Raw genomic sequence first — 21,332 nt, 5'->3', positions numbered from 1 at the left:
CGTGCCGGAGCGGCGGCCGGTCCTGGTGGTGGGCGCCGGGCCGGTGGGGATGACGGCCGCGCTGGCCCTCACCGCCCGCGGAGTGCCGGTCACCGTACTGGAGGCCGGGCCACGAGGGCGGGTGCGGCCCGGCAGCCGGGCGCTGTTCGTGCACCGGCAGTCGCTGCGGTTGCTGGAGCGGGGGCGGCCGGGACTGGGCGCGCGCATCGCGGCGTACGGGACGACCTGGCGCACCCGGCGCACGCTCTACCGCGGCCGCGAGGTGTTCGCGCGGACCAACTCCCCGGCCGCCGACGGCGGGGAACTGCCCGCCTTCGCCAGCCTCCGCCAGGTGGACACCGAGCGGTTTCTGTTCGAGGCGTGTGTCTCGGCGGGCGTGGAGTTCTGCTGGGACGCGGAGGTGAGCGACGCCCGGGTGGCCGGGGATGAGGTGGTGGTGTCCGCGGCCGACGGGCGGCGCTGGACGTCGGGCCATGTGGTGGCCGCCGACGGCGCGCGGTCCGCGGTGCGCCGGGCGCTGTACATCCCGCTGGAGGGCGACCGGTCCGAGGGATACCACGTGGTGGTGGACGTGGCGGAGCCGGGCGACGACGGGCTGCCGGTCGAGCGGGTCTTCCACTACGAGCATCCGGGCGTCGGCGGCCGCAGTGTGCTGCGGGTGCCGTTCACCGGCGGTTTCCAGGTGGATATCCAGTGCCGCGCCGACGACCCGCCGGAGTCCTTCGGCAGCGAGGAGGCGGTGCGCCGGTGGCTGCCGCCGCTGGTCGGCGAGCGGTACGGGGACCAGGTCCTGTGGGTGTCGCGGTATCACTTCCTGCGCAAGGTGGCCGCGTCGTTCGCCGACCCGAAAGGCCGGGTGCTGCTGATCGGAGAGGCGGCCCATCTGTTCCCGCCCTTCGGTGCGCGGGGGATGAACAGCGGGATGGCGGACGCCGTGGCGGCGGCCGAGGCGGTGGCGGCTGCGCGCCGCGATCCGTCGCGGGCGACGGCGGCCGTCGGCGAGTTCGCCGCGGCGCGGCGCGCCGCGGCGGTGTTCAACAGCGCGGCCGCCGGGACGGCGCTGGCGCACCTGCGGCCCCGGCGCTGGGGACGGGTCAGACAGCGCGCCGCGGCGGCGCTGGCCCCCGTGGTGCCCCGCTGCGGATCGTGGCTGGAGCACGCCCCCTACGGGCCGCGCCACGGACCGCCGGGCGCACTGCCCGGCAGCCCCTCGGCCGGTAGATACTGAACCCGGCTCGGATCATGAAGGAGCACGTGAGGATGGAGATGGCCGTGGTGTGGCAAGTCGGCCAGGACGTGGGGAGCGAGCCGGACATCCGGGCGCTGATGTGGTGCGAGGACCGCGGCCTGACGCCGTGCCGGCCTGTCCCGGACACCGCGCTGCTGGCCGCCGATTCATGGCTGGTCGACGAGGGGCGGGTGCGTGGCCTGGAGCGGCATCGCCACCGGTTCGTCGCGGCCTGCGCGGAGGCCACCGGCGACTCCCCGGCGCGGATCGAGAGGTTCTGGCAGGAGGCGATCGGCGCGCTGCCGCGCTCCGGTGCGTGGTTTCCGCGGGTGGAACTCGCCGGCCCCGAACCGGCCCGGCTGTTTCTGCGGATACGGCCCGCGCCGCCGCGTACCGGGAGCGTGGCCGTGTGGGTGGACGAGGAGGCCGACCCGCGGACCCTTCCCCGCCGCAAGGGGCCCGACCTGTCCCTCCTGGCCGAGCTGCGCGGGCGGGCCACCGGGCGCGGGGCGCAGGAGCTGATGCTCACCACGCCGGACGGGCTGGTGCTGGAGGGGACGACGGCGAACGTCCTGTGGTGGGAGGGGGACGTCCTGTGCCGTCCCTCCCCCGAGCTGCCGTTGCTCGCGGGCGTGACAACGGCCCTGATCGAGGAGCGGGCCACGCGGCTGGAGGTGGCGGTGGAGCACCGCCGGCCCACCGCGGCGGACCTGGACGGCCGTGAGGTGTGGTTCGTCAACGCCCTGCACGGCATCCGGCCGGTCACCGAGTGGCTCGGCAGCCCCCTGCGTGCGGGGCCGGCCCGGTACGCGGCCTCCTGGCAGTCCTGGCTCGACACGGCGGCGGAACCGCTGCCCACGACGAATGGAGATTTCCGATGACGATGGCTCCCGGTACGGCACCGACTCCCCGGATGAATCTGAAGCAGCTGACGCCCAAGGTCTCGTCGGCGATGGGCGAACTGCACGCGGCGGCGGCGCTGGCGGCAGCCGAGGCGGGGGTCGAGCCCGAGCTGCTGGAACTGATCAGGATCCGGGCCTCGCAGCTCAACGGCTGCGCCTTCTGCCTTGACCTGCACACCAAGGACGCCCGCGCCCACGGCGAGAGCGACCAGCGGCTCCACACGCTGAGCGCCTGGCGCGAGACGCCGTTCTTCACCGAGCGGGAGCGGGCCGCCCTCGCGCTGACCGAGGCGGTCACCTCGGTCCAGGACGGGCATGTGCCGGACGATGTCCACCGGGCCGCGTGCGAGGTGTGGGACGAGCCGCAGGTGGCGGCGATCATCTGGGCCGCCGTCGTCATCAACGCGTACAACCGCATCGCGATCAGCACCCGGATGATCCCGGGCTAGAGGGTGTCCGGCGGGTCGTCGCGCCCGTGAGGAAAACCAGATGCGGGCCGGGCGTGAGGGCTGGCAGTCTGCCGCGGTGAATCGTGAAAAGATCTCCAGACTCGCCCACGCCGACCACCCGATCGCTTCCCCCGTCGCCGACGACGCGGTGCGCCGGCTGCTCGAAGTGGGCCTGCCGCGCGGCGACGAACGGGTGCTCGACCTCGGCTGCGGCGGCGGGGAGTGGCTGCTGCGCGCGTTGGCCGCGAACCCCAAGGTGCGGGCCGAGGGCGTCGATGTCTCGGAACCCGCCCTGACCGACGCCCGCGCGGCGGCCGAGCGCCTCGGGGTCGCGGACCGGCTCGTCCTCCACCAGCAGGAGGCCGACGGGTTCACCTCCCCGCACTCCTTCGACCTCGTGCTCAGCGTCGGTGCCGCCCACGCCTTCGGCGGGCTGCTCCCCACGCTCGAGGCGGCACGCCGCCATCTGGCCCCCGGTGGGCGCGTCCTGATCGGTGACGGGTACTGGGAGCGCGAGCCGTCCCCGGAGGCCGTCGAGATGCTGGGCGAGTTCGACGACCTGGCGACCACCGTGGACCGGGTCGTCGCCGACGGATGGACCCCCGTCCACGGGCACGTCAGCACGCGCGGGGAGCTGGACGCGTACGAATGGGCCTGGACGGGGTCGCTGGCCGCCTGGGCGCTGGACCACCCCGAGGACCCCAGCAGCGCCCAGGCGCTCGAGACGGCCGCCGAACACCGCACCGAGTGGCTGCGCCACTACCGGGACTCCTTCGGCTTCGTCCATCTGATCCTGCGCAGGACCGAGGCATAACCCGGCGCGCCCGGCCCGCCCGCTCCGCCACGCCGCGGCCGATTGCCGTCATGGGGCGACACGTCCCTGATTGAATCGGCGTACACATCGGCACATACCGGCATGATTCAGATCCGTGCCGGCCGCGCGGGACCGGGACGCAGGAGGCGGTGGCTCCCAGGTGAGCAGCACATCTCGCCCACCGGACGGCCGACGCGCGCGGCGCGTGGTGCGGGGCAGCCGCCCCGGCGGAACGACCCCGGGGGCGGTGGCCCGGGCGCGCGCCGCCGCGCCGGACCGGAGGGCGGCCGGGCAGGGCGGGGGCGAACGCGTACACCCCGCGCTGCGCCTCGCGGCCGGGTACGCGTGGCGGCTGCTGGTGGTCGGGGCGCTCGTCTACGCGGCGTTCAAGGTGCTGGGGCGCTTCGAACTCGTCGCGGTCGCGGTGTTCCTGGGGCTGGTGGTGACCGCGCTGCTGCGGCCGCTGGCCGATCTGTGCGCGCGGGCGCTCCCCCGGCCGCTCGCGGTGGCGGTGGCGCTGATCGGCAGCATCGTCGTGGTGCTCGGTCTGCTGGCGCTGGTGGGCAGCGTGGCGGCCGCGGAGGCGGGCAAGCTGGTGGGCGAGTTCCGCGGCGGGGTGGGCCGGATCAGCCGCTGGCTGGAGCAGCCGCCGTTCCGGATCAGGCACGGCACGCTTCAGGGGCTGCACGAGCGGATCAGCACCTTCGTCTCCGCCCACCGGGGAGCGCTGATCAGCCGGGCGGTCAGCGGCGCCAACCGGGCCGTGGAAGCGCTCACCGGCGCGGCCCTGGCCCTGTTCTGCTCGGTGTTCTTCATCTACGGCGGCGACCGGATGTGGCTGTGGTTCCACGCCCAGCTGCCCGAGTCCGCCCGGTCGGTGTGGGACCGGGGGGCTCGGGCTGCGTGGACCACGTTCGCGGGCTATACGCGCGGCATCATCATCGTGGCGGCCGCCAACGCGACCATGGTGGGCATCGCCCTGTTCCTGCTGCGGGTGCCGCTGGCGCTGCCGCTGACGGTGCTGGTGTTCATCGCCACCTTCATCCCGCTGATCGGCGCGCCCATCGCGCTGGCCGTGGCGACCGTGGTGGCGCTGGCCGGGCGGGGCCCGGTCATCGCCGCGATCGTGCTGGTGCTCATCGTCGTCGTCGGCCAGATCGAGGGCCATGTGCTGCACCCGCTGGTGATGAGCTGGGCGGTGCAGCTGCACCCGGTGGTCGTGGCGATCTCGGTCATCGCCGGCAGCCTCGTCGCCGGGGTGATCGGCGCGATCGTGGCCGTGCCGCTGGTGTCGGTCGTCTGGTCCGTGGTGCGCACGCTGCGCTCCGAGCCCTGACGGCGGCTCAGCCCTTGCCGCGCCGCGCGGCACCGGCCGCGAAGACGGCGCCGAGCAGCAGCGCGGACAGGGCGGCGACGGCCGCCGCGGGCGGTCCGGCCGGGTGGCCGCCGGACCGGACCGCGCCCATGAAGTCGAGCAGCGGCAGTCCGTTGGCGGTCGCGTACCACAGCGGCAGATAGACGGCCTGGAAGAGCCGGTGGGTGCGGCTGAGCGTGCCCAGGGCCAGAGCCAGCGACGGGACGAAGAGCGCGCCACCGGCCCAGGCGCCGGCCCCGGCCCAGTCGGCCGCCGCGACGAACCGCACCAGCGGGGCGAGTGCGGCCAGCGCCGTGACCGCGAGCCCGGACAGCCATTCGGCGAGCGTTCCACGGCGCCGTGCCGGGTAGGCGCCGAGCAGCGACTCCACGCCGTACTCGTGGCGCTGGGTGCCCAGGCGGGACCAGATGAGGACGGGCCAGATCCAGGCCGCCGGGAGGACGAACCGGGGTATCGCCGAGAGCGGCGCCACCAGACCGGCGACCGTGATGGCCGCGGCGACCGCCCACCACCACGGCGGGGTGCCCTGAAGGAGGATGCGGAGCTCGCCGGCCAGCAGCCGCCCGAGGGCGCCGCCCGGGCGCACCGCGGTGCGCGGCGGCCCGGTGAACACCGGCGCCGTCGGGTCCGCCGCGGGCGCGGCCGGGGGTGTGCCGTCCGGCCGGGCCCGCCGGGGCGGCGGTGCCGCGCCGCCGCGGGCGGGGTCGAACCGGCCGAACCAGAGGGCGGGGAGCAGCGCCACCAGAGCCCCCGCCAGGACCAGGGTCAGCCGCGCGGCCACGAACTCCGTGCCCGGGGTGAACCCCTGCCATTCGAAGGTCCGCAGCGGCCGGTCGATGTAGGTCAGGCCCAGGCTGAACTCCTGGCCGGACAGATCGAGGCCACGGGCCGTCATGTCGCCGTGCATCGAGGCGACGACGCCGTGCACCCCGAGGCCGCCGAGCGGTGCGCCGGGCCCCTGGCCGCCGAACGCGACGGCCAGCCACACGAAGAACCAGATGACGTTTCCGAGCCCCTTGCGCAGCAGGGGCGTGGCGTCGAACAGCAGCGCGGCCGCGGCCGTTGCCGCCACCAGGGGGAGGGTGATCAGTGCGAAGGGCAACAGCAGCGGGCCGGGTTCGACGGTGTCGGACTCGCCGCGGGCCAGTTGCATCACCGGCGCGGTGAGCGCGAGCACCGCCGCCATGGAGCCGAGCACCATCGCGTTGCTGAGGAATTTCGCCGCGAGGTAGCCGGAGCCGCGCAGCGGTGTCGCGGCGAGGAGCCGGCCCACGCCGGTGGCCTCGTCCCGGGCGACGGTGCCGCGTACGACGTAGAAGCCGCCGAGCGTCAGCCACAGCGCCCCGGCCAGCGCGGTTGCCATGCCGGTGTAGGCGCTGTTGTAGACGCCGCGGTAGTCGCCGAGCTGCATGATGACCCAGCGGGTGCCGGGGTCCGGCACGGCCAGGTAGCCGAGGCCGACCGCGGCCGCCAGGGTCAGCGCGTAGGCGGGGCGCCGGGCCCGCTCCCGGAAGTCGGCGAGGGCGAGCCTGCCGAGCCGGCCGGCCGTCATCGCCGCGCCTCCCACCGCGGGTCGGCGAGGGGGACGTCCGGTTGGACGTCCGGCTGATGGATGACGGCGAGGTAGGCGTCCTCCAGATCCGGGGCCACCGGTTCCGCGTCCGGGTACGGCGCCTCGGGGGCCAGCAGCCGCAGCCGTACCCCGGCGGCCGTGCGCACGGCGCGGCTGACCGGGTAGCGCGTCTGTGCGGCGGCGGCCTGCTCGGGGCCGACCAGCGCCTCCCACACCTGCCCGGCCACCTCGCCCAGCAGCTCCTCGGGGGTGCCGCGGCGCCGCAGCCGCCCGTGGGCGACCACCGCGATGTCGGACGCCACCGATTCGACGTCGGAGACGATGTGTGTGGACAGCATCACCACCCGGTCGGCGGCCAGTTCGCTGAGCAGGTTGCGGAAGCGCACCCGCTCCTGCGGGTCGAGGCCGGCGGTCGGCTCGTCGACGACGATCACCCGCGGGTCGCCGAGCAGGGTCTGCGCGATGCCCACCCGGCGCAGCATCCCGCCGGAGTATCCGCCCAGGGGGCGTCCGGCCGCCTCGGTGAGGTTGACGAGTTCGAGCAGTTCGTCGATGCGGGCGCGCGCGGCGCGGGCCGCGATGCCCTTCGCCGCGGCGAGGTAGGAGAGGAATTCCCGCGCGGTCAGGTGGGGGTAGACGCCGAAGTCCTGCGGCAGATAGCCGAGCGCCCGGCGCAGGACGTCCGGCCGCGCCACCGCGTCCACCCCGTCGTACAGGACTCTTCCGGCGGTGGGGCGGGTGATGGTGGCGGCCATCCGCATCAGAGAGGACTTTCCTGCGCCGTTGGGGCCCAGCAGACCCAGCAGGCCGGGGCCCAGACGGAGCGTCATGTGGTCGACGGCGCGTTTTCCGCCCCGGTAGACCTTGCTGACATCGATCAGTTCGAGCATGGGGCCACTGTCGCCGGGCGGGGTGTGCGGGCGCTTCGCGGCGGGGAGGGAATTCCGCTTCCCCCGGTCGGGGGAAGGCGTCTCTGGCTCTCAGGGGGGAGGCGGATCGTGTGGGGTGGCCACGATACTTGTGCCCGTGTGGAGAGCGCCCGACTGGAAATGGCCCTGGTGGCAGGCGATCGGCTGTGCGGACACCGTGCGGGGCTGGGCGTACGCGCTGACCGGCGCGGCCTGGAGCCTGCCGCCGATCGCGGTGGCGCTCGCCGTGGCGGCGGGGGCGGCGCGGTCGTGGCCGGCGGGGCTTCGCTGGGTGTGTTTCGGCGCCGTGTTCGCGGCGCTGCTCGCGGCCGCCGGCCGCCTGCGCGCGGTGCGCGCGAGGTGTGTCCGCCTGGCCAACCGGCTGCTTCGCACCGGCCTGCCCGCGCCCGTCGCGTCCCCCGGCGCCGGCCGGCCCGATGTGCTGCGCACCCCGGCGTGGCTGGCGCTGCACATGGCGGTGGGCTGGGCGGTGGTGGCCGTGACGGGTCTGCTGGTGATGGCGGCGGCGGTGCTGCCCGCGGTCTGGCTCGGCGGTGGCGAGCGGATCGCCCTGCTCGGTCTGTCGGTGCGGGTGGCGGGCGGCTGGCGGGGCGGGTGGGCCCCGTTCGCCGCGGTCGGCTTCCTCGCGGTGGCGGCGTGGGTCTGCGCGGGCGCGGTGGCCGTCCTGCGGTCGGCGGCCCCGGCCCTGCTCGGCCCCCGGCCGGCCGAGCGGCTGGCCGCGCTCGAGGAGCGGACGCGCCTGCTGGCCGGGCGCAACCGGCTGGCCCAGGAGTTGCACGACTCCATCGGGCACACCCTCACGGCCGCCACCATCCAGGCCGCCGTGGCGGCGGAGTTGATGGAGCGGGAGCCGGAGGCGGCCCGGCGCGCGCTCAGCAGCATCGAGGAGTCCTCCAGGAGCGCGATGGACGACCTGGACCATGTGCTCGGTGTGCTGCGGGAGGGCAAGGCCCCGACGGCCCCGCAGCACACCCTGGGCGATCTGCACGCCCTGCTGGAGCGGGTGCGGCTGACCGGCACCGAGGTGCGCGCCGACATCGACGGCGACTGGGCGCGGGTCCCGGCGGCCGTGTCCCGGGAGGCCTACCGCATCGTCCAGGAAGGGCTGACGAACGCCCTGCGCCATGCCCACCGGGCGCCGGTGACGCTGCGCGTGGCAGTGACGGACGACTGGCTGGAGGCGGAGCTCAGCAACCCGATGGCGGGCGCCCGCGCGCTCGGGCTCACCCGGCCCGGGCGGCGGGGGCAGGGCCTGGCCGGGATCGCCGAGCGGGTGCGGCTGCTGCGCGGCGAGGTCACCACCGGGCCCGCGCCGGACGGCCGGTGGCGGCTGCTGGCCCGGATACCGCTACGGTCGGCGCCATGAACGACGCGCCCGTGAACGACGCGCCCGTGACCGTGCTCATCGCCGACGACGAGGAGCTGACCCGCACCGGGCTGCGGGCGCTGCTGTCGGCCAAGCCGGACCTGGAGGTGGTGGGCGAGGCGGCGGACGGCGGGGAGGTGCTGCCCCTGGTCCGGGCCACCCGCCCGGATGTGGTGCTGATGGATGTGCGGATGCCCGGGATGGACGGCATCGAGGCGACCCGGCGGCTGCGGTCGGCCCTGGACGACCCGCCGAAGGTCGTGGTGATCACGACCTTCGAGAGCGATGACCACGTCTATGACGCACTGCGGGCGGGCGCCGACGGCTTCCTCCTCAAGCGCACCCCGGCGCAGGCGATCGCCCACGCGATACGGCTGGTGGCCACGGGTGACTCGGTGCTCTTCCCCGACGCCGTGCGCAGGCTGGTGGCGGCCCGTCCGCTGCCCCCGGCCGGCCCGCCCGCCGGCCAGGCGCCGCTGACCGTCCGTGAGACCGAGATCCTGCGGCTCATGGCGACCGGCCTGTCCAACCCGGATATCGCGGGCCACCTGACGGTCAGTCTGGAGACCGTCAAGACGCATGTGAGCAATCTGCTGACCAAGCTGGGCGCCCAGAACCGCACCCAGGCCGTGATCCTGGCCTATGAGTCCGGCCTGGTCGTCCCCGGTGGCCGCTGAGCCGACGGAGGCTCCGGCCGGGACGGGCCGGAGCGCATGGCGCCTGGGAGAACCCCTAGAGGTTTCCCCCGAGCGGCCCCACCGCCCGCCATTGGTATGGACATATCAAGTCCGCGCACTCTAGGCTCCTCCGCGATCGGCCATGAGAGCGCTCTCAGGTCTCCCCCTGTTCTGCCCTCGTCCCGCAGTGCGACAGAAGGAGAACTGCCATGCGACGCACGACCGCCGTCCGTGTCGGCCTGTCCGCCCTACTCGTCCTCGGCTCCCTCTCGGGGGCCGGAGCCGCGCTCTCCACCGCCACGGCGGCTCCGAGCTCCGACTCGTCCGCGCCCTCCACGAAGCTCGTCAGCGCCCTCGGCCGCGATCTGGGGCTGACGGAGGGCCAGGCGCGGACCCGGCTGAGCCAGGAAGCGACGGCCATGAAGCTGGCACCGAAGGCCGAGCGCGCCGCGGGCAAGGCGTTCGGCGGTTCCTGGTTCGACGCGGACACCGGAAAGCTGGTCGTCGGCGTCACCGGCGAGAAGCAGGCCGAGGCCGTGCGGGCGACCGGCGCCACCGCCCAAACCGTCCGGCACACCGCGAAGGAGCTCGACGCGGTGAAGGCGAGACTCGACGACAAGGCCGGGAAGAAGGCAGCCCCGGCCGGGGTGAGCAGCTGGCGCGTCGACCCGAAGGCGGGCAGCGTGGTGATCTCCGTACGCCGGGGGTCCGAGGGCGACGCCGCCGTACGCGCGTTCGTCGACGAGGCGAAGAACCAGGCCGAGCGGGCGGGTTCGGTCCCGGTCGCGGTCGAGAAGGCCGCCGCGCAGGCGCCGGCCACCCTGGCCGCAGGCACGGTCGGCGGCGACCCGTACTACACCGGCAACGTCCGCTGCTCCATCGGCTTCTCGGTGCAGGGCGGCTTCGTCACGGCCGGACACTGTAGCGGGGCCGGCGCCTCCGTCAACGGCTGGGACGGCTCGTACATCGGCAACTTCCGGGGCTCGTCCTTCCCCGGCAACGACTACGCGTGGGTCAGCGTCGGCAGCGGCTGGTGGACCGTCCCGGTGGTGCTCGGCTGGGGCACGGTGCCCGACGCGCTGGTCCGCGGCTCCGCGGAGGCCCCGGTGGGCGCCTCGATCTGCCGCTCCGGGTCCACCACCCACTGGCGCTGCGGCACGGTGCTGGCCAAGAACGAGACGGTGAACTACAGCCAGGGCGCGGTGTACCAGATGACCAAGACCAATGTGTGCGCCGAGGGCGGTGACTCGGGCGGTTCGTTCATCAGCGGCGACCAGGCCCAGGGCGTGACCTCCGGCGGCTGGGGCAACTGCTCCAGCGGCGGCGAGACCTGGTTCCAGCCGGTGAACGAGATCCTGTCGGTGTACGGACTGCGGCTGCACACCGCCTGAGTGCCGAGCGCCTGAGGGCAGACGTGGGAGGCGGGCCGTGTCCGGCCCGCCTCCCACTGTCGGCTATCGGGTCACACCCGCACCACGTCCGCGATGTCCATGGGGAGCCCGGTGGCGAAGGACCGGTTGGCCGCCAGGCCCGCGGCCAGGGCGAGCGCCCCGTCCACCTCGTTCGCCCGCAGCCCGGCCGCGTCGCCGGTGTCGGGCGCGGCCTCGGGGTCGGCGGACCCGTAGAGGGCGTCCAGCATGCGGGCGTCGCCGCCGCCGTGTCCGGCGTGGTCGAAGTCCGTGACGGCCACCTCGTGCGGGGGCTCCCACAGCGGGTGAACGGTGATGCGGTGGCCGCCCGCGTTGGCGAGGGCGGTGTCGCCGTGGACCGCGCCCTTGGCGGAGGCGAGACGGGCCCGGGGCGGCTGCCACAGGCTCTCCTCGACCTGAAGCTCGAGGCGGCCGCGGGTGCCGTTGAACATCACCCGGTAGCCCTCCCACGGCGAGTAGGCGGTGAGGTGGTACGTCATGGTGGCGCCGGTGGAGTAGCGCACGAGGAGCGCCATGTCGTCCTCGATGGTGATGTCGTCGCCGAAGACGTTGCGGTCGCGCAGATAGCCGTCCTCGGCCTCCGCCCGCAGATACAGGGAGTTCAGCGCCTCGTTGTCCTCCAGGTGGACGGCGAAGGGGTCGTCGGCCGCGGCCTGCGCCCCATGGGCCCGGTCGTAGTCGCGCCGGAAGCCGGTGCGCTCCCCCGCCTCCCGGCCGTAGAAGGCGAGCCGCCCGTAGCCGAAGACCTGCTCGGGGCGGGCGCCGAGCCACCAGTTGACGAGGTCGAAGTGGTGGCTGGACTTGTGCACCATCAGGCCGCCGCTGTTGGCCTTCTCGCGGTGCCAGCGGCGGAAGTAGTCGGCGCCGTGGCGCACGTCGAGCAGCCACTCGAAGTGCACGGACAGCACATCGCCGACGGCGCCTTCGGCCAGCAGCCCGCGCACCCGCTCATGGACGGGGTTGAAGCGGTAGTTGAAGGCCACGGAGAGGCTGTTGCCGGTGCGGCGCACCGCCTCCAGGATGCGGGCGCATCGCTCGGCGTCGACGGTCATGGGCTTCTCGGTGACGACGCGCGCGCCGTGCTCCAGGGCGGGGACGATGTAGTGGTCGTGGAGCGCGTCCACGGTGGTGACCAGCACCTCGTCGATGTCCTCGGTGCGCAGCAGCCGTTCGAAGTCCTCAGCGCCGTACGCGGTGGCCGCCGGGCGGCCCGCGGCGGCGAGCAGGTCGTTGTGGTGGGCGATCCGCACCGGGTTGGGGTCGCACAGGGCGGCGACATGCAGTTGCGGGCGGCGGGAGAAGGCTTCGGTGAAGGTCTGTGCTCGGTGGCCGGTGCCGACGATGGCGACGCGCCTGGCTGGGGTGGTGGCGGCCATGCGATTCCTCTCCCGCTGCTGGGCTGATTGAAGATCCAGGGAAGAGTTGCATTCGTTTGCAGACCCGTCAATGGTCATGGGGGAAGTGACGGGGCGTCTGCCGCGGCCATGGGATGAAACGTGTGGGAACGATTGCAGGGATGCCTGCGACGGCGCATACGCATGACTATCGGCCACTATAGATCCGATCTATTGCGCCACCTCTCCCCTTCTTTCCCCTTAACGGCGCCCAACCCCTCCCCAGTTATCGGATGACTGGGTAACGTATCGGGCTCGGGAGGCAATCATGGCGAGATCTGTCAGACGCACCACCCTGGCTCTTCTGCTCAGCGGCGTGCTCTCGATGACGCTGTTCGTCTCGGCACCCGCACATGCCCAGGACTCCGCGTGGACCGTGAGCGGCCCCTCGGCGCGCTCCGGCCCGCAGGCCCGGCTGCAACTCGACTCGGCCACGGGCGCCCTGACGCTCCAGGTGTCGCGGGGCGGCCGTACCGTGCTCGAACCCTCGCCCGTCGGCATCCGCACCGAGAGGGCGGATCTGTCGCGGGGACTGCGTTTCCTGGGGCGCGAGCGCCATGTGGTCGCGGAGCGCTACCGGACCACCGCCGGCAAGGACCGCTCGCGCGACGTACGCATGACCGAGACGAGATTCCGGTTCCGCGGCGGCGAGGGCACCCGGCTCGACGTCGTGGTCCGGGTCTCGGACGACGGCGTCGCCTACCGCTATGTCCTGCCGAAGGGCAGCGGGGACGTCCTCGGCGAGACCTCGGCCTTCACCCTGCCGGCGGACGCGACCGCGTGGCTGGGCGCCTACCGGCGCGACAACGAGAACCTGTTCAACGAGTACCCGGCGGCCACCGCGCCGACCGGCGAGTACATGGCACAGGCGCTGTTCGAGACGCGGGGCGGCTACGCCCTGATCGCCGAGTCCGACCTGACCGGCCGCTACTCCGCCGCCCGCCTGGTGCACGAGGCGGGCCAACCCACCTATCGCATCGGGCTGTGGGACGAGCGCGTGGAGTCCGACGGCGGGCTGAGCACACCGTGGCGGGCGCTGGTCGTGGGCGACCTCGCGACCGTCACGGAGTCCACTTTCACCGACGACCTCGCGCCCGCCTCGCGGGTCGCCGACACCTCGTGGATCCGGCCGGGGCCCGCCCTGTGGACCTGGCTGGCCGGGGGGCGCCCGGCCGGGCAGAGCCTGGCCATGCAGAAGGAGTATGTGGACTACGCGGCCCAGCGCGGCTGGCCGTATGTCGTGGTCGACGCGGGCTGGTACTTCGACCCGGACCAGTGGGACGTGACCGACCCCGACTGGCAGACGAACAGCTGGATGCCGGAGCTCGTCGGGTACGCGCGGGAGCGCGGCGTCGGCATCCAGGTCTGGATGCACCAGCGCGACCTGGACACGGCCGAGGAGCGCGCGCAGTGGCTGCCCGCCCTGGAGCGCTGGGGCGTGAAGGGCGTGAAGATCGACTTCATGGACTCCGAGTCCCAGGCCACGCTGCGCTGGTACGACGAGATCCTCCCGGCCACCGCCGCCCACCACCTGCTCGTCAACTTCCACGGCTCCACGATCCCCAAGGGCATCCAGCGCACCTGGCCGCAGGTGATGACGATGGAGGGGGTCAACGGCGAGGAGAAGCGCGTCAACACCGCGCAGCACCTGGCCATCCTCCCCTTCACCCGCAATGTCATCGGCTCCATGGACTTCACCCCCGGGGCCTTCCACCGCCCGCAGCGCCCGAACGCGGCCTCGGACGCCGGGGAGCTGGGGCTGTCCGTGCTGTACGAGTCGGGCATCCAGAACCTCGCGGGCACCCCCGAGTCGTACGACGCGCGCCCGCTCGCCCGGGGCTTCCTCGAACAGCTCCCCGCGGCCTGGGACCGCACCCGGCTGCTCGCCGGGCGGCCGGGCGACAGCGCGGTGCTGGCCCGGGAGAGCGGCGGGCGGTGGTTCATCGGCGGCACCTTCGCCGGTGCCGCCCGCACCGCCGAGGTGCCGCTGCGGCTGGGGCCGGGCACCTGGCGGGTCGATCTGGTCCTCGACGGCCCGGACGGGCTGGGCGGCCTGGTCCGTGAGTCTCGGGTGGTGCGCGGCGGGGACACCCTGTCCGTACCGGTCGTCGCGGACGGCGGCTTCGCGGCCATCGCCTGCCGCCCGCAGCCCGGCCGCACCAGCTGCGACCGGCCCGCTTCCTGAGCCGGGAGCACGGTACGCGCCCCCGCCCGCCGCGGCGGGCGGGGGCGGCGAGGGGGCGCTCAGCTCGCGCGGCCACCGCCGCCGCGCACCTCGATGCCGTCGAGAAGCCTGCGGGTGGCCTCCGCCACCGCCTCGACGGCCTGGTCGAACGCCTCGCGGTTGTGGGCGGCGGGCGCGCGGAACCCGGACACCTTGCGGACGTACTGGAGGGCGGCCGCCCTGATGTCCTCGTCGTGGAGCTCGGGCGTCATGGGCGGGCGGAGTGTCTTGATGCTGCGGCACATGCCTCCAGTGTGCGCCCCGGCACTGACAACAGGGGCTTCAGTCCCCGAGGTGGTCGATCTCCCGCATCTTGTTGGTCGCGTCCAGGGCCGCGACCTTGTAGGACTCGGCGAAGGTCGGGTAGTTGAACACCGCGTCGACCAGGTAGTCGACGGTGCCGCCGCAGCCCATCACCGCCTGGCCGATGTGGATGAGCTCGGTGGCGCCGGTGCCGAAGCAGTGCACCCCCAGCAGCCGCCGGTCCTCCGGGGACACCAGCAGCTTGAGCATGCCGTGCGAGTCGCCGACGATCTGGCCGCGGGCCAGCTCGCGGTAGCGCGAGACGCCGACCTCGAAGGGCACGCACGCGTCGGTGAGCTGGTCCTCGGTGCGGCCGATGAAGCTGATCTCGGGGATGGTGTAGATGCCGATGGGCTGGAGGTCGTGGATGGGGTTCACCGGCTCGTCGCAGGCGTGGTACGCGGCGCTGCGGCCCTGCTCCATCGAGGTGGCGGCGAGCGCGGGGAAGCCGATGACGTCGCCGACGGCATAGATGTGGGGCACGGCCGTGCGGTAGTGCTCGTCCACCGTGATCCGGCCCCGCTTGTCGGCGGTGAGACCGGCCCGGCCGAGGTCGAGTTCGTCGGTCAGCCCCTGGCGTCCGGCGGAGTACATGACCGCGTCGGCGGGGATCTTCTTCCCGCTCTCCAGCACGGTCAGGGCGCCGCGGGCGTGGCGCTCGACCGCGGCGACCGTCTCGCCGAAGCGGAAGGTGACGGCCAGGTCCCGCAGCCGGTACTTCAGCGCCTCGACCACCTCGACATCGCAGAAGTCCAGCATGCCCTCGCGCTGCTCGACCACCGTGACCTTGCTGCCCAGGGCGGCGAACATGGAGGCGTACTCGATGCCGATCACCCCGGCGCCCACGATGACCATGGAGCGCGGCACCCGCTCCATGTTCAGGACGCTGTCGGAGTCCATGATCGTCCGTTCGTCGAACGCCACGGTCGCCGGGCGCGCCGGCCGGGTGCCGGTGGCGATCACGATGTGCTGCGCGGTCAGCAGCTGTTCGTGGCCGTCGGCGTCGCGGACGGCCACGGTGTGGTCGTCCACGAAGCGTCCGGTCCCCGCGAAGAGCGCGACCCGGTTGCGGGACAACTGGCTGCGGATGACGTCCACTTCGCGGCTGACCACGTGCTGGGTACGGGCGGTCAGGTCGGCGACGGTGATCTCGTCCTTGAGCCGGTAGCTCTGGCCGTACAGATCGCGCTGGGTCAGGCCGGTGAGGTAGAGCACCGCCTCCCGTAGGGTCTTGGAGGGCACGGTCCCGGTGTGTATGGAGACACCGCCGACCATGTCGGGCCGGTCGACCACGGCCACGCGGCGGCCCAGTTTGGCCGCGGCGATGGCGGCTTTCTGGCCACCCGGGCCGGATCCGATCACGAGCATGTCAAAGTCGGGCACCCGAGAAGTCTGGCACCCGCCGCCGCCCGCCCGGAAGAGCGAAGGCCCCGGAAGATCGAGGGCTCCGGCAGATCGAGGGCTCCGGCAGAGCGGGACGCCCGCCCCGCGGCCTCAGGCGCGGCGGTCGGGGCGGCGGCCGGGGGGCTGGCGCGGCTCGGGGCGGGTGGTGGGCTCGGGGATCTTGCGCCTCTGCGACGACTTCTCGGTGACGGTGAGCGGCCGGCCGTAGTGGCGGATCTCCAGCGGGGCGCCGCGCACCATGGTGTAGACGGCGGCGGTCTCGGTGATCTCCACCCGCACACTTCTGCCCAGCCATTGAACGGTGAAGGCCAGCCGGGCCAGCTTCTCCGCCGGCAGCTTGGGGGAGAAGTCGAGGGTGCCCTCGCAGTGGCGCATGCCGCCGAACCCGGCCACCAGCGCGATCCAGGTGCCGGCCAGCGAGGCGATGTGCAGTCCGTCACGGGTGTTGTGCTCCAGGTCCCTGAGGTCCATCAGGGCGGCCTCGCCCAAGTAGTCGTAGGCCAGGCGCAGATGGCCCACCTCCGCGGCCATGACGGCCTGGGCGCAGGCGGACAGGGAGGAGTCGCGGACGTTCAGCCCCTCGTAGTAGGCGAAGTTGCGCGCCTTCTCCTCCACGGTGAAGGCGTCGCCGCGCAGATACATCGCCAGTACCAGGTCGGCCTGTTTGACGACCTGCTTGCGGTACAGGTCGAAGTAGGGGAAGTGCATCATCAGCGGGTACTGGTCGGGGTGTGTGCCCTCGAAGTCCCACACCTGGTGGTCGGTGAAGTCGGCCGACTGCTCATGGACGCCCAGGGTTTTGTTGTACGGGATCGTCATGGCCTCGGCGGCGTCCCGCCAGGCCGCGGCCTCCTCGTCGTCCACCCCCAGCGAGGCGCCCTGGTCCCGGTGGCGTTCGACGATGTCCGCGGCGGCGCGCAGGTTCGACTGGGCCATGAGGTTGGTGTAGACGTTGTCGTCGCCGAGCGCGCTGTACTCGTCGGGACCGGTCACCCCGTCGATGTGGAAGCGGCCGTGGTGGTCGTGGTGGCCCAGCGAGCGCCACAGCCGGGCCGTCTCCACCAGCAGTTCCACCGCGCTGTCGCGTTCGAACTCCTCGTCGCCGGTGGCCGAGACATAGCGCACCACGGCGTCGGCCACATCGGCGTTGACGTGGAAGGCCGCCGTGCCGGCCGGCCAGTACCCGGAGCACTCGGAGCCGTCGATGGTGCGCCAGGGGAAGGCGGCGCCGTGGTGGCCGAGCTGGCGGGCCCGCTCCCGGGCGGCGGGCAGCGTGGACTGCCGCCAGCGCAGGGCCTCGGCGACGGATTCGGGGAAGGTGTAGGTGAGCAGCGGCAGCACGAAGGTGTCGGTGTCCCAGAAGGAGTGTCCGTCGTAGCCCGCCCCGGTGAGGCCCTTGGCGGGGATGGCCCGCTCCTCCGCGCGGGCCCCGGCCTGGAGCACATGGAAAAGGCCGAAGCGCACGGCCTGCTGGATCTCGGCGTCGCCCTCGACCTCGACGTCCGCGCGGTTCCAGAAGTCCTCGAGCCAGCCCCGCTGCTGGTCCACCAGACCGTCCCAGCCGGTGCTCGCGGCGCCGGCCAGCGCGGCCTCCACCTGGTCCCGGACGGCGGGCAGCGAGCGGGCGCCGGACCAGCCGTAGGCGACCAGCTTCTCCAGCCGCAGCACCTCGCCCGGCTGGAGCACCGAGGTGACGGTGAGGCGGGCGACGTCCTCGCTGCTCTCGCCCGAGCTGCGGGTGGGCGGCGGTCCGCTGATGAAGTGGTCGGCGGCGGAGGCTACCCGCAGCCGGCTGGCCTCGGTGCAGTGGATCAGGCGCAGCCGCAGGTCCCAGGCGGCGTGCTCCTCGGGCCGCAGGGGGGACTCCAGGGCGGCGGCGGCCCGGGGGTCGCCGGCCCGCTGCGGCAGTTGCTCGTTGGCGACCAGCTCCGACTGGACGACCACCCGGATCTCGGCGTCCACGGCCTCCACCTGGTAGGCGACGGCGGCGATCGCCCGCTGGGTGAGGGAGACCAGCCGGGTGGAGCGCAGCTTCACGGTGACGCCGGAGGGGGAGGTCCATTCGCAGGTGCGGTGCAGCAGCCCGCCGCGCAGGTCGAGCACGCGCTCGTGGGAGCGCAGCCGCCCGTAGCGCAGGTCGAAGGGCTCGTCGTCCACCAACAGCCTGATGATCTTGCCATTGGTGACGTTGATCATGGTCTGGCCGGACTCGGGGTAGCCGTATCCGGCCTCGGCGTACGGCAGCGGGCGCAGCTCGTGCACGCCGTTGAGATAGGAGCCGGGCAGGCCGTGCGGCTCGCCCTCGTCCAGATTGCCGCGCCAGCCGACGTGCCCGTTGGAGAGCGCGAAGAGGGACTCGCTCTGCGGCAGCACATCGAGGTGGAGCTCGGTCTCGCGCAGCACCCACGGGTCGACGGCGTACCAGGAATCGGTGATCACGAGGCGCCCTCCTCCAGCAGCTCGGCGAGGTCCCGCACCACGATGTCCGCGCCGTGGGCGCGCAGCGCCTCGGCCTGGCCGACCCGGTCGACGCCCACGACCCGGCCGAAGTGTCCGGCGCGGCCGGCCTCCATGCCCGCCAGCGCGTCCTCGAAGACCGCGGCGGCCGCAGGGGCGACGTCCAGTTCACGGGCGGCCGCGAGGAAGGTGTCCGGGTGCGGCTTGCCCGCCAGCCCGCGCTCGGCGGCGACCACGCCGTCGACACGAACCTCGAAGAGGTGCTCAATTTTCGCGGAGATCAGGACATCGCGGCAGTTGGCGCTCGAGGAGACGACCGCGGTGCGCAGGCCCGCGGCGCGGACCGCCTCGACGAAGCGCACCGACCCCGGATACGCCTCGACCCCCTCTTTCCGGATCTTCTCCAGGACCAGGGCGTTCTTGCGGGTGCCCAGGCCGTGCACCGTGTCCAGGCCGGGCGGGTCCTGGTCCGTCCCCTCGGGGAGCTCGATGCCCCGGGAGGCGAGGAAGGTGCGCACCCCGTCGGCGCGGGGCCGCCCGTCGACGTACTCGTCGTAGTCGCCGACCTTGTCGAAGGGGCGGAAGTCAGGGCCCTCGCGGCGGCGGAGGAAGTCGTCGAACATCTCCTTCCACGCCGCCGCGTGGATCACGGCGGTGCGGGTCAGCACCCCGTCGAGGTCGAACAGGCAGGCCCGGACGGTTTGCGGTAGGCGCAGCTCGGTCATGGCTCCCGGTTCCCCAGCAGCCGCCGAAGTATGCGGCGAGCGGGGTGCGGGCGCACGACGGCCGCGGGCGGGCGGCGGACCTGAGGCGGGTCAGCGCGGAGCGACGGTGCGGCCGGTGCGGCGCGAGGCGTCGGCGGCCTCCAGGACGGCCACCACCTCACGGCCGAACCGCACGTCACAGGGGTCGCCGGTCCCGGTGCCGGCGCTGCGCAGCAGCCGGTCCGTGGCCGCGGTGAACGCCTCGACGGCGGTGATCCCGGTGTCGGGCACCTCCGCCACGCCCAGCTCGCCGTAGAAGTCGCAGCTGTGCGCGACGGCGGCGGGCCGGGCGTCGAGGGTGAGCGCGAGCGTGCCGACCGCGCCGGAGCGGTGCCGCAGCAGCACATGCGCCGCGCCGCGCGGCCCGCCGACCGCGGTGACCTCGGCGACCGGGCCCAGGACGGGCAGCAGGACGGACAGGGCGTGCGGGCCGACGTCCCACAGGCCGCCGCGTTCCTTCCGCCACGGGGAGTCCCCGTAGGGGTTGCCGGGCCGGAAGATGGCGGCGAAGGCCGTCGCCCGGCCGCCGTCCCAGCCTCCGGCGGCCGCGGCCCCGGTCAGGAACTCCTCGACGGGTGGCGCGAAGCGGCGGGTGAAGAACACCACGGAGGCCAGCTCGCGCTCCTCGACGGCGCGCACCACGCGGTCGGCTTCCTCGGTGGTGAACGCGAGCGGCTTGTCGAGCAGCAGATGGCACCCGGCGCGGGCGGCGCGCAGCGCCAGGTCGCTCTGGATGTCCGGCGGCAGGGCCACGGCGACCGCGTCGACGTCGGCGATCAGCTCATCGGGCCGGTCGTAGGCCCGGGTGCCGTACCGCTCGGCCAGCGCCCGCGCCTTGGCCGGGTCACGGCCCCAGACGCCCGCCAGCTCCGCCTCGGGGTGCGCGGCGAGGGCCGCGCCCTGTGTCTCGGCCGCCCAGTGGCCGGTGCCCAGCAGTCCGAACCGCAATGCCGCCCCTTTTCTCCCGGTGCCCCGGCCGCCTTCTCCGGGTGCTCCGTCCGTTGCCGGGCGCGATCCTACGCCGCGGGGCGCCGACCGCGGGAGGGGGCTCTCGGGGCCGGCGGCCCGGCCGCGGCGGTGGCAGTGCGAGCCGGTGGACCGCCGGCGGCAGCTCAGGGCTGAGCGCCGCGCTGTACGGCACCGGGCGGACGGTGCTGCGCGACGCCGCCCGGCCTTTGAGGAAGCGCCGTTCGGCAGGAATCCGCCGGGCGCTTCGGGGTCGGACTTCGGTTTGGGCGCACGAACCATGTTCGCGATGTTCAGGCGCTCGTGACCTATCCGGTCGTACCCGCGGACCATCGCAAGCGCGGTCTTGTGCGCGTGGTCGGTGCGCTGACGGCGCACCTTGCGGTGCAGGCCGGCAACCTTCTCCACCGCCCGGCGGTGCCTGGCGCCGCGCTGGTCGCGGCGTCGGTTGCGCGGGAACCCCTTGAGTGCCCGCTGAGCCTCGGCCAGGGCATCGGCGCTGCGCTTCCCGTGTCCGGGGTTTTCGACGTGGGCGCCCTGGGAGGTGGTGAGGAAGTGAGTGACACCCATATCGATGCCGGTCACGGCGCCAGTGGCGGGCAATGGTTCGGCAGGCACGCTGTCGCAGGCGAGGATGACGTACCACTGCCGCCCCTCGCGCTTCACGCTGACGGTCTTGACCCGGCCCTTGACCGCACGGTGCTGGTGCACACGGACGTGCCCGACACCCTGGAAGCGGACACGGGTCACCAGGTCGTGCGGGGTCGAGTCCCACCGGCAGCCGTCCCCGTCCTTCGGGAAGTCCACGGTGTCGAACCAGTTCACCCCCCGGAAACGCGGGTATCCGGGCTTCTCCCCGCCCCTGACCCGGCGGAAGAACGCCTGAAACGCCCTGTCCAGACGGCGAAGCGTGGCCTGCTGCGAGCTGAAGGACCAGCAGCCCTGCCGCTCCGGGTCGAACGCCCGGATCTCCCTCAGCTGCGCCGACTGCTGCCCGTAGCCGATGCCCGTCGTTGCTGATCCACCCGGCGGGCACCTGGTACAACCGCCCCACCGCGGCCACCGCCGTGGCCAACC

17 protein-coding genes and 1 pseudogene are annotated in these 21,332 nt (G+C 73.6%); 9 read left to right on the top strand and 9 right to left on the bottom strand.

Annotated elements, in window-relative coordinates:
- Window position 1: 1 nt before the first annotated feature.
- The 5 genes from ACH4S9_RS22055 (at window position 2) to ACH4S9_RS22035 (ending at window position 4,729) form a co-directional block, all read left to right on the top strand.
- A complete protein-coding gene (locus tag ACH4S9_RS22055) occupies window positions 2-1,228 on the top strand; it encodes an FAD-dependent monooxygenase (RefSeq protein ID WP_311728674.1) in 1,227 nt (408 codons plus the stop codon).
- A 14-nt stretch (window positions 1,229-1,242) separates the two neighbouring features.
- The gene (locus tag ACH4S9_RS22050; RefSeq protein ID WP_398373625.1) at window positions 1,243-2,109 is read left to right on the top strand and encodes an aminotransferase class IV; all 867 of its coding nucleotides are present in this window, start codon (window positions 1,243-1,245) and stop codon (window positions 2,107-2,109) included.
- Window positions 2,110-2,141: 32 nt separating this feature from the next.
- On the top strand, window positions 2,142-2,579 hold the full coding sequence (locus ACH4S9_RS22045) for a carboxymuconolactone decarboxylase family protein (RefSeq protein ID WP_311728676.1): 438 nt from the start codon (window positions 2,142-2,144) through the stop codon (window positions 2,577-2,579).
- A 76-nt stretch (window positions 2,580-2,655) separates the two neighbouring features.
- Entirely contained in the window at window positions 2,656-3,393 is a 738-nt protein-coding gene (locus tag ACH4S9_RS22040) for a class I SAM-dependent methyltransferase (RefSeq protein ID WP_358842397.1), read from the top strand.
- A gap of 160 nt (window positions 3,394-3,553) precedes the next feature.
- Complete coding sequence (locus ACH4S9_RS22035) at window positions 3,554-4,729, top strand: AI-2E family transporter (protein WP_385345968.1); 1,176 nt, start codon at window positions 3,554-3,556, stop codon at window positions 4,727-4,729.
- A gap of 7 nt (window positions 4,730-4,736) precedes the next feature.
- Here ACH4S9_RS22035 and ACH4S9_RS22030 read toward each other — a convergent pair whose 3' ends face one another.
- Complete coding sequence (locus tag ACH4S9_RS22030; RefSeq protein WP_398373624.1) at window positions 4,737-6,320, bottom strand: hypothetical protein; 1,584 nt, start codon at window positions 6,318-6,320, stop codon at window positions 4,737-4,739.
- Window positions 6,317-7,231, bottom strand: coding sequence for an ATP-binding cassette domain-containing protein (locus ACH4S9_RS22025; RefSeq protein ID WP_311728680.1), 915 nt, complete (start codon window positions 7,229-7,231; stop codon window positions 6,317-6,319). Before ACH4S9_RS22025 ends, ACH4S9_RS22030 begins: the two co-directional genes overlap by 4 nt.
- A gap of 136 nt (window positions 7,232-7,367) precedes the next feature.
- Here ACH4S9_RS22025 and ACH4S9_RS22020 point away from each other — a divergent pair, with 136 nt between their 5' ends.
- From ACH4S9_RS22020 to ACH4S9_RS22010, 3 genes are all read left to right on the top strand, one after another.
- Window positions 7,368-8,636, top strand: coding sequence for a sensor histidine kinase (locus ACH4S9_RS22020; RefSeq protein ID WP_398373623.1), 1,269 nt, complete (start codon window positions 7,368-7,370; stop codon window positions 8,634-8,636).
- Complete coding sequence (locus ACH4S9_RS22015) at window positions 8,633-9,313, top strand: response regulator transcription factor (protein WP_311728682.1); 681 nt, start codon at window positions 8,633-8,635, stop codon at window positions 9,311-9,313. Before ACH4S9_RS22020 ends, ACH4S9_RS22015 begins: the two co-directional genes overlap by 4 nt.
- 209 nt (window positions 9,314-9,522) lie before the next feature.
- Entirely contained in the window at window positions 9,523-10,704 is a 1,182-nt protein-coding gene (locus ACH4S9_RS22010) for a S1 family peptidase (protein ID WP_398373622.1), read from the top strand.
- A gap of 71 nt (window positions 10,705-10,775) precedes the next feature.
- On the opposite strand, the gene ACH4S9_RS22005 is transcribed toward ACH4S9_RS22010, so the two are convergent.
- The gene (locus ACH4S9_RS22005; RefSeq protein ID WP_398373620.1) at window positions 10,776-12,119 is read right to left on the bottom strand and encodes a Gfo/Idh/MocA family protein; all 1,344 of its coding nucleotides are present in this window, start codon (window positions 12,117-12,119) and stop codon (window positions 10,776-10,778) included.
- Window positions 12,120-12,405: 286 nt separating this feature from the next.
- Between ACH4S9_RS22005 and ACH4S9_RS22000 the strand changes: the two genes are divergently transcribed.
- Window positions 12,406-14,322 carry a glycoside hydrolase family 97 catalytic domain-containing protein gene (locus ACH4S9_RS22000; RefSeq protein WP_398373619.1) on the top strand — a complete coding sequence of 639 codons (1,917 nt, stop codon included), beginning with the start codon at window positions 12,406-12,408 and terminating at the stop codon, window positions 14,320-14,322.
- Window positions 14,323-14,381: 59 nt separating this feature from the next.
- Here ACH4S9_RS22000 and ACH4S9_RS21995 read toward each other — a convergent pair whose 3' ends face one another.
- The 6 genes and pseudogenes from ACH4S9_RS21995 to ACH4S9_RS21970 form a co-directional block, all read right to left on the bottom strand.
- Window positions 14,382-14,606 carry a DUF2277 domain-containing protein gene (locus ACH4S9_RS21995; protein WP_311728686.1) on the bottom strand — a complete coding sequence of 75 codons (225 nt, stop codon included), beginning with the start codon at window positions 14,604-14,606 and terminating at the stop codon, window positions 14,382-14,384.
- A gap of 37 nt (window positions 14,607-14,643) precedes the next feature.
- Complete coding sequence (sthA, locus tag ACH4S9_RS21990; RefSeq protein WP_358842406.1) at window positions 14,644-16,047, bottom strand: Si-specific NAD(P)(+) transhydrogenase; 1,404 nt, start codon at window positions 16,045-16,047, stop codon at window positions 14,644-14,646.
- Between the two features lie 111 nt (window positions 16,048-16,158).
- On the bottom strand, window positions 16,159-18,507 hold the full coding sequence (locus ACH4S9_RS21985) for a glycoside hydrolase family 65 protein (RefSeq protein ID WP_385345956.1): 2,349 nt from the start codon (window positions 18,505-18,507) through the stop codon (window positions 16,159-16,161).
- A complete protein-coding gene (locus tag ACH4S9_RS21980) occupies window positions 18,504-19,250 on the bottom strand; it encodes a beta-phosphoglucomutase family hydrolase (protein WP_311728689.1) in 747 nt (248 codons plus the stop codon). Before ACH4S9_RS21980 ends, ACH4S9_RS21985 begins: the two co-directional genes overlap by 4 nt.
- A gap of 90 nt (window positions 19,251-19,340) precedes the next feature.
- Window positions 19,341-20,237 carry a Gfo/Idh/MocA family protein gene (locus tag ACH4S9_RS21975; RefSeq protein ID WP_398373658.1) on the bottom strand — a complete coding sequence of 299 codons (897 nt, stop codon included), beginning with the start codon at window positions 20,235-20,237 and terminating at the stop codon, window positions 19,341-19,343.
- A 209-nt stretch (window positions 20,238-20,446) separates the two neighbouring features.
- Window positions 20,447-21,260, bottom strand: a pseudogene (locus ACH4S9_RS21970) (RNA-guided endonuclease InsQ/TnpB family protein); the annotation flags it as partial.
- Window positions 21,261-21,332 lie beyond the last annotated feature (72 nt).

This window comes from Streptomyces sp. NPDC021225, assembly GCF_044332865.1.
Classification (GTDB): Bacteria; Actinomycetota; Actinomycetes; order Streptomycetales; family Streptomycetaceae; genus Streptomyces.
Note: the sequence above shows the minus strand (reverse complement) of the source record. Positions and strands in the feature narration are given on the sequence as shown.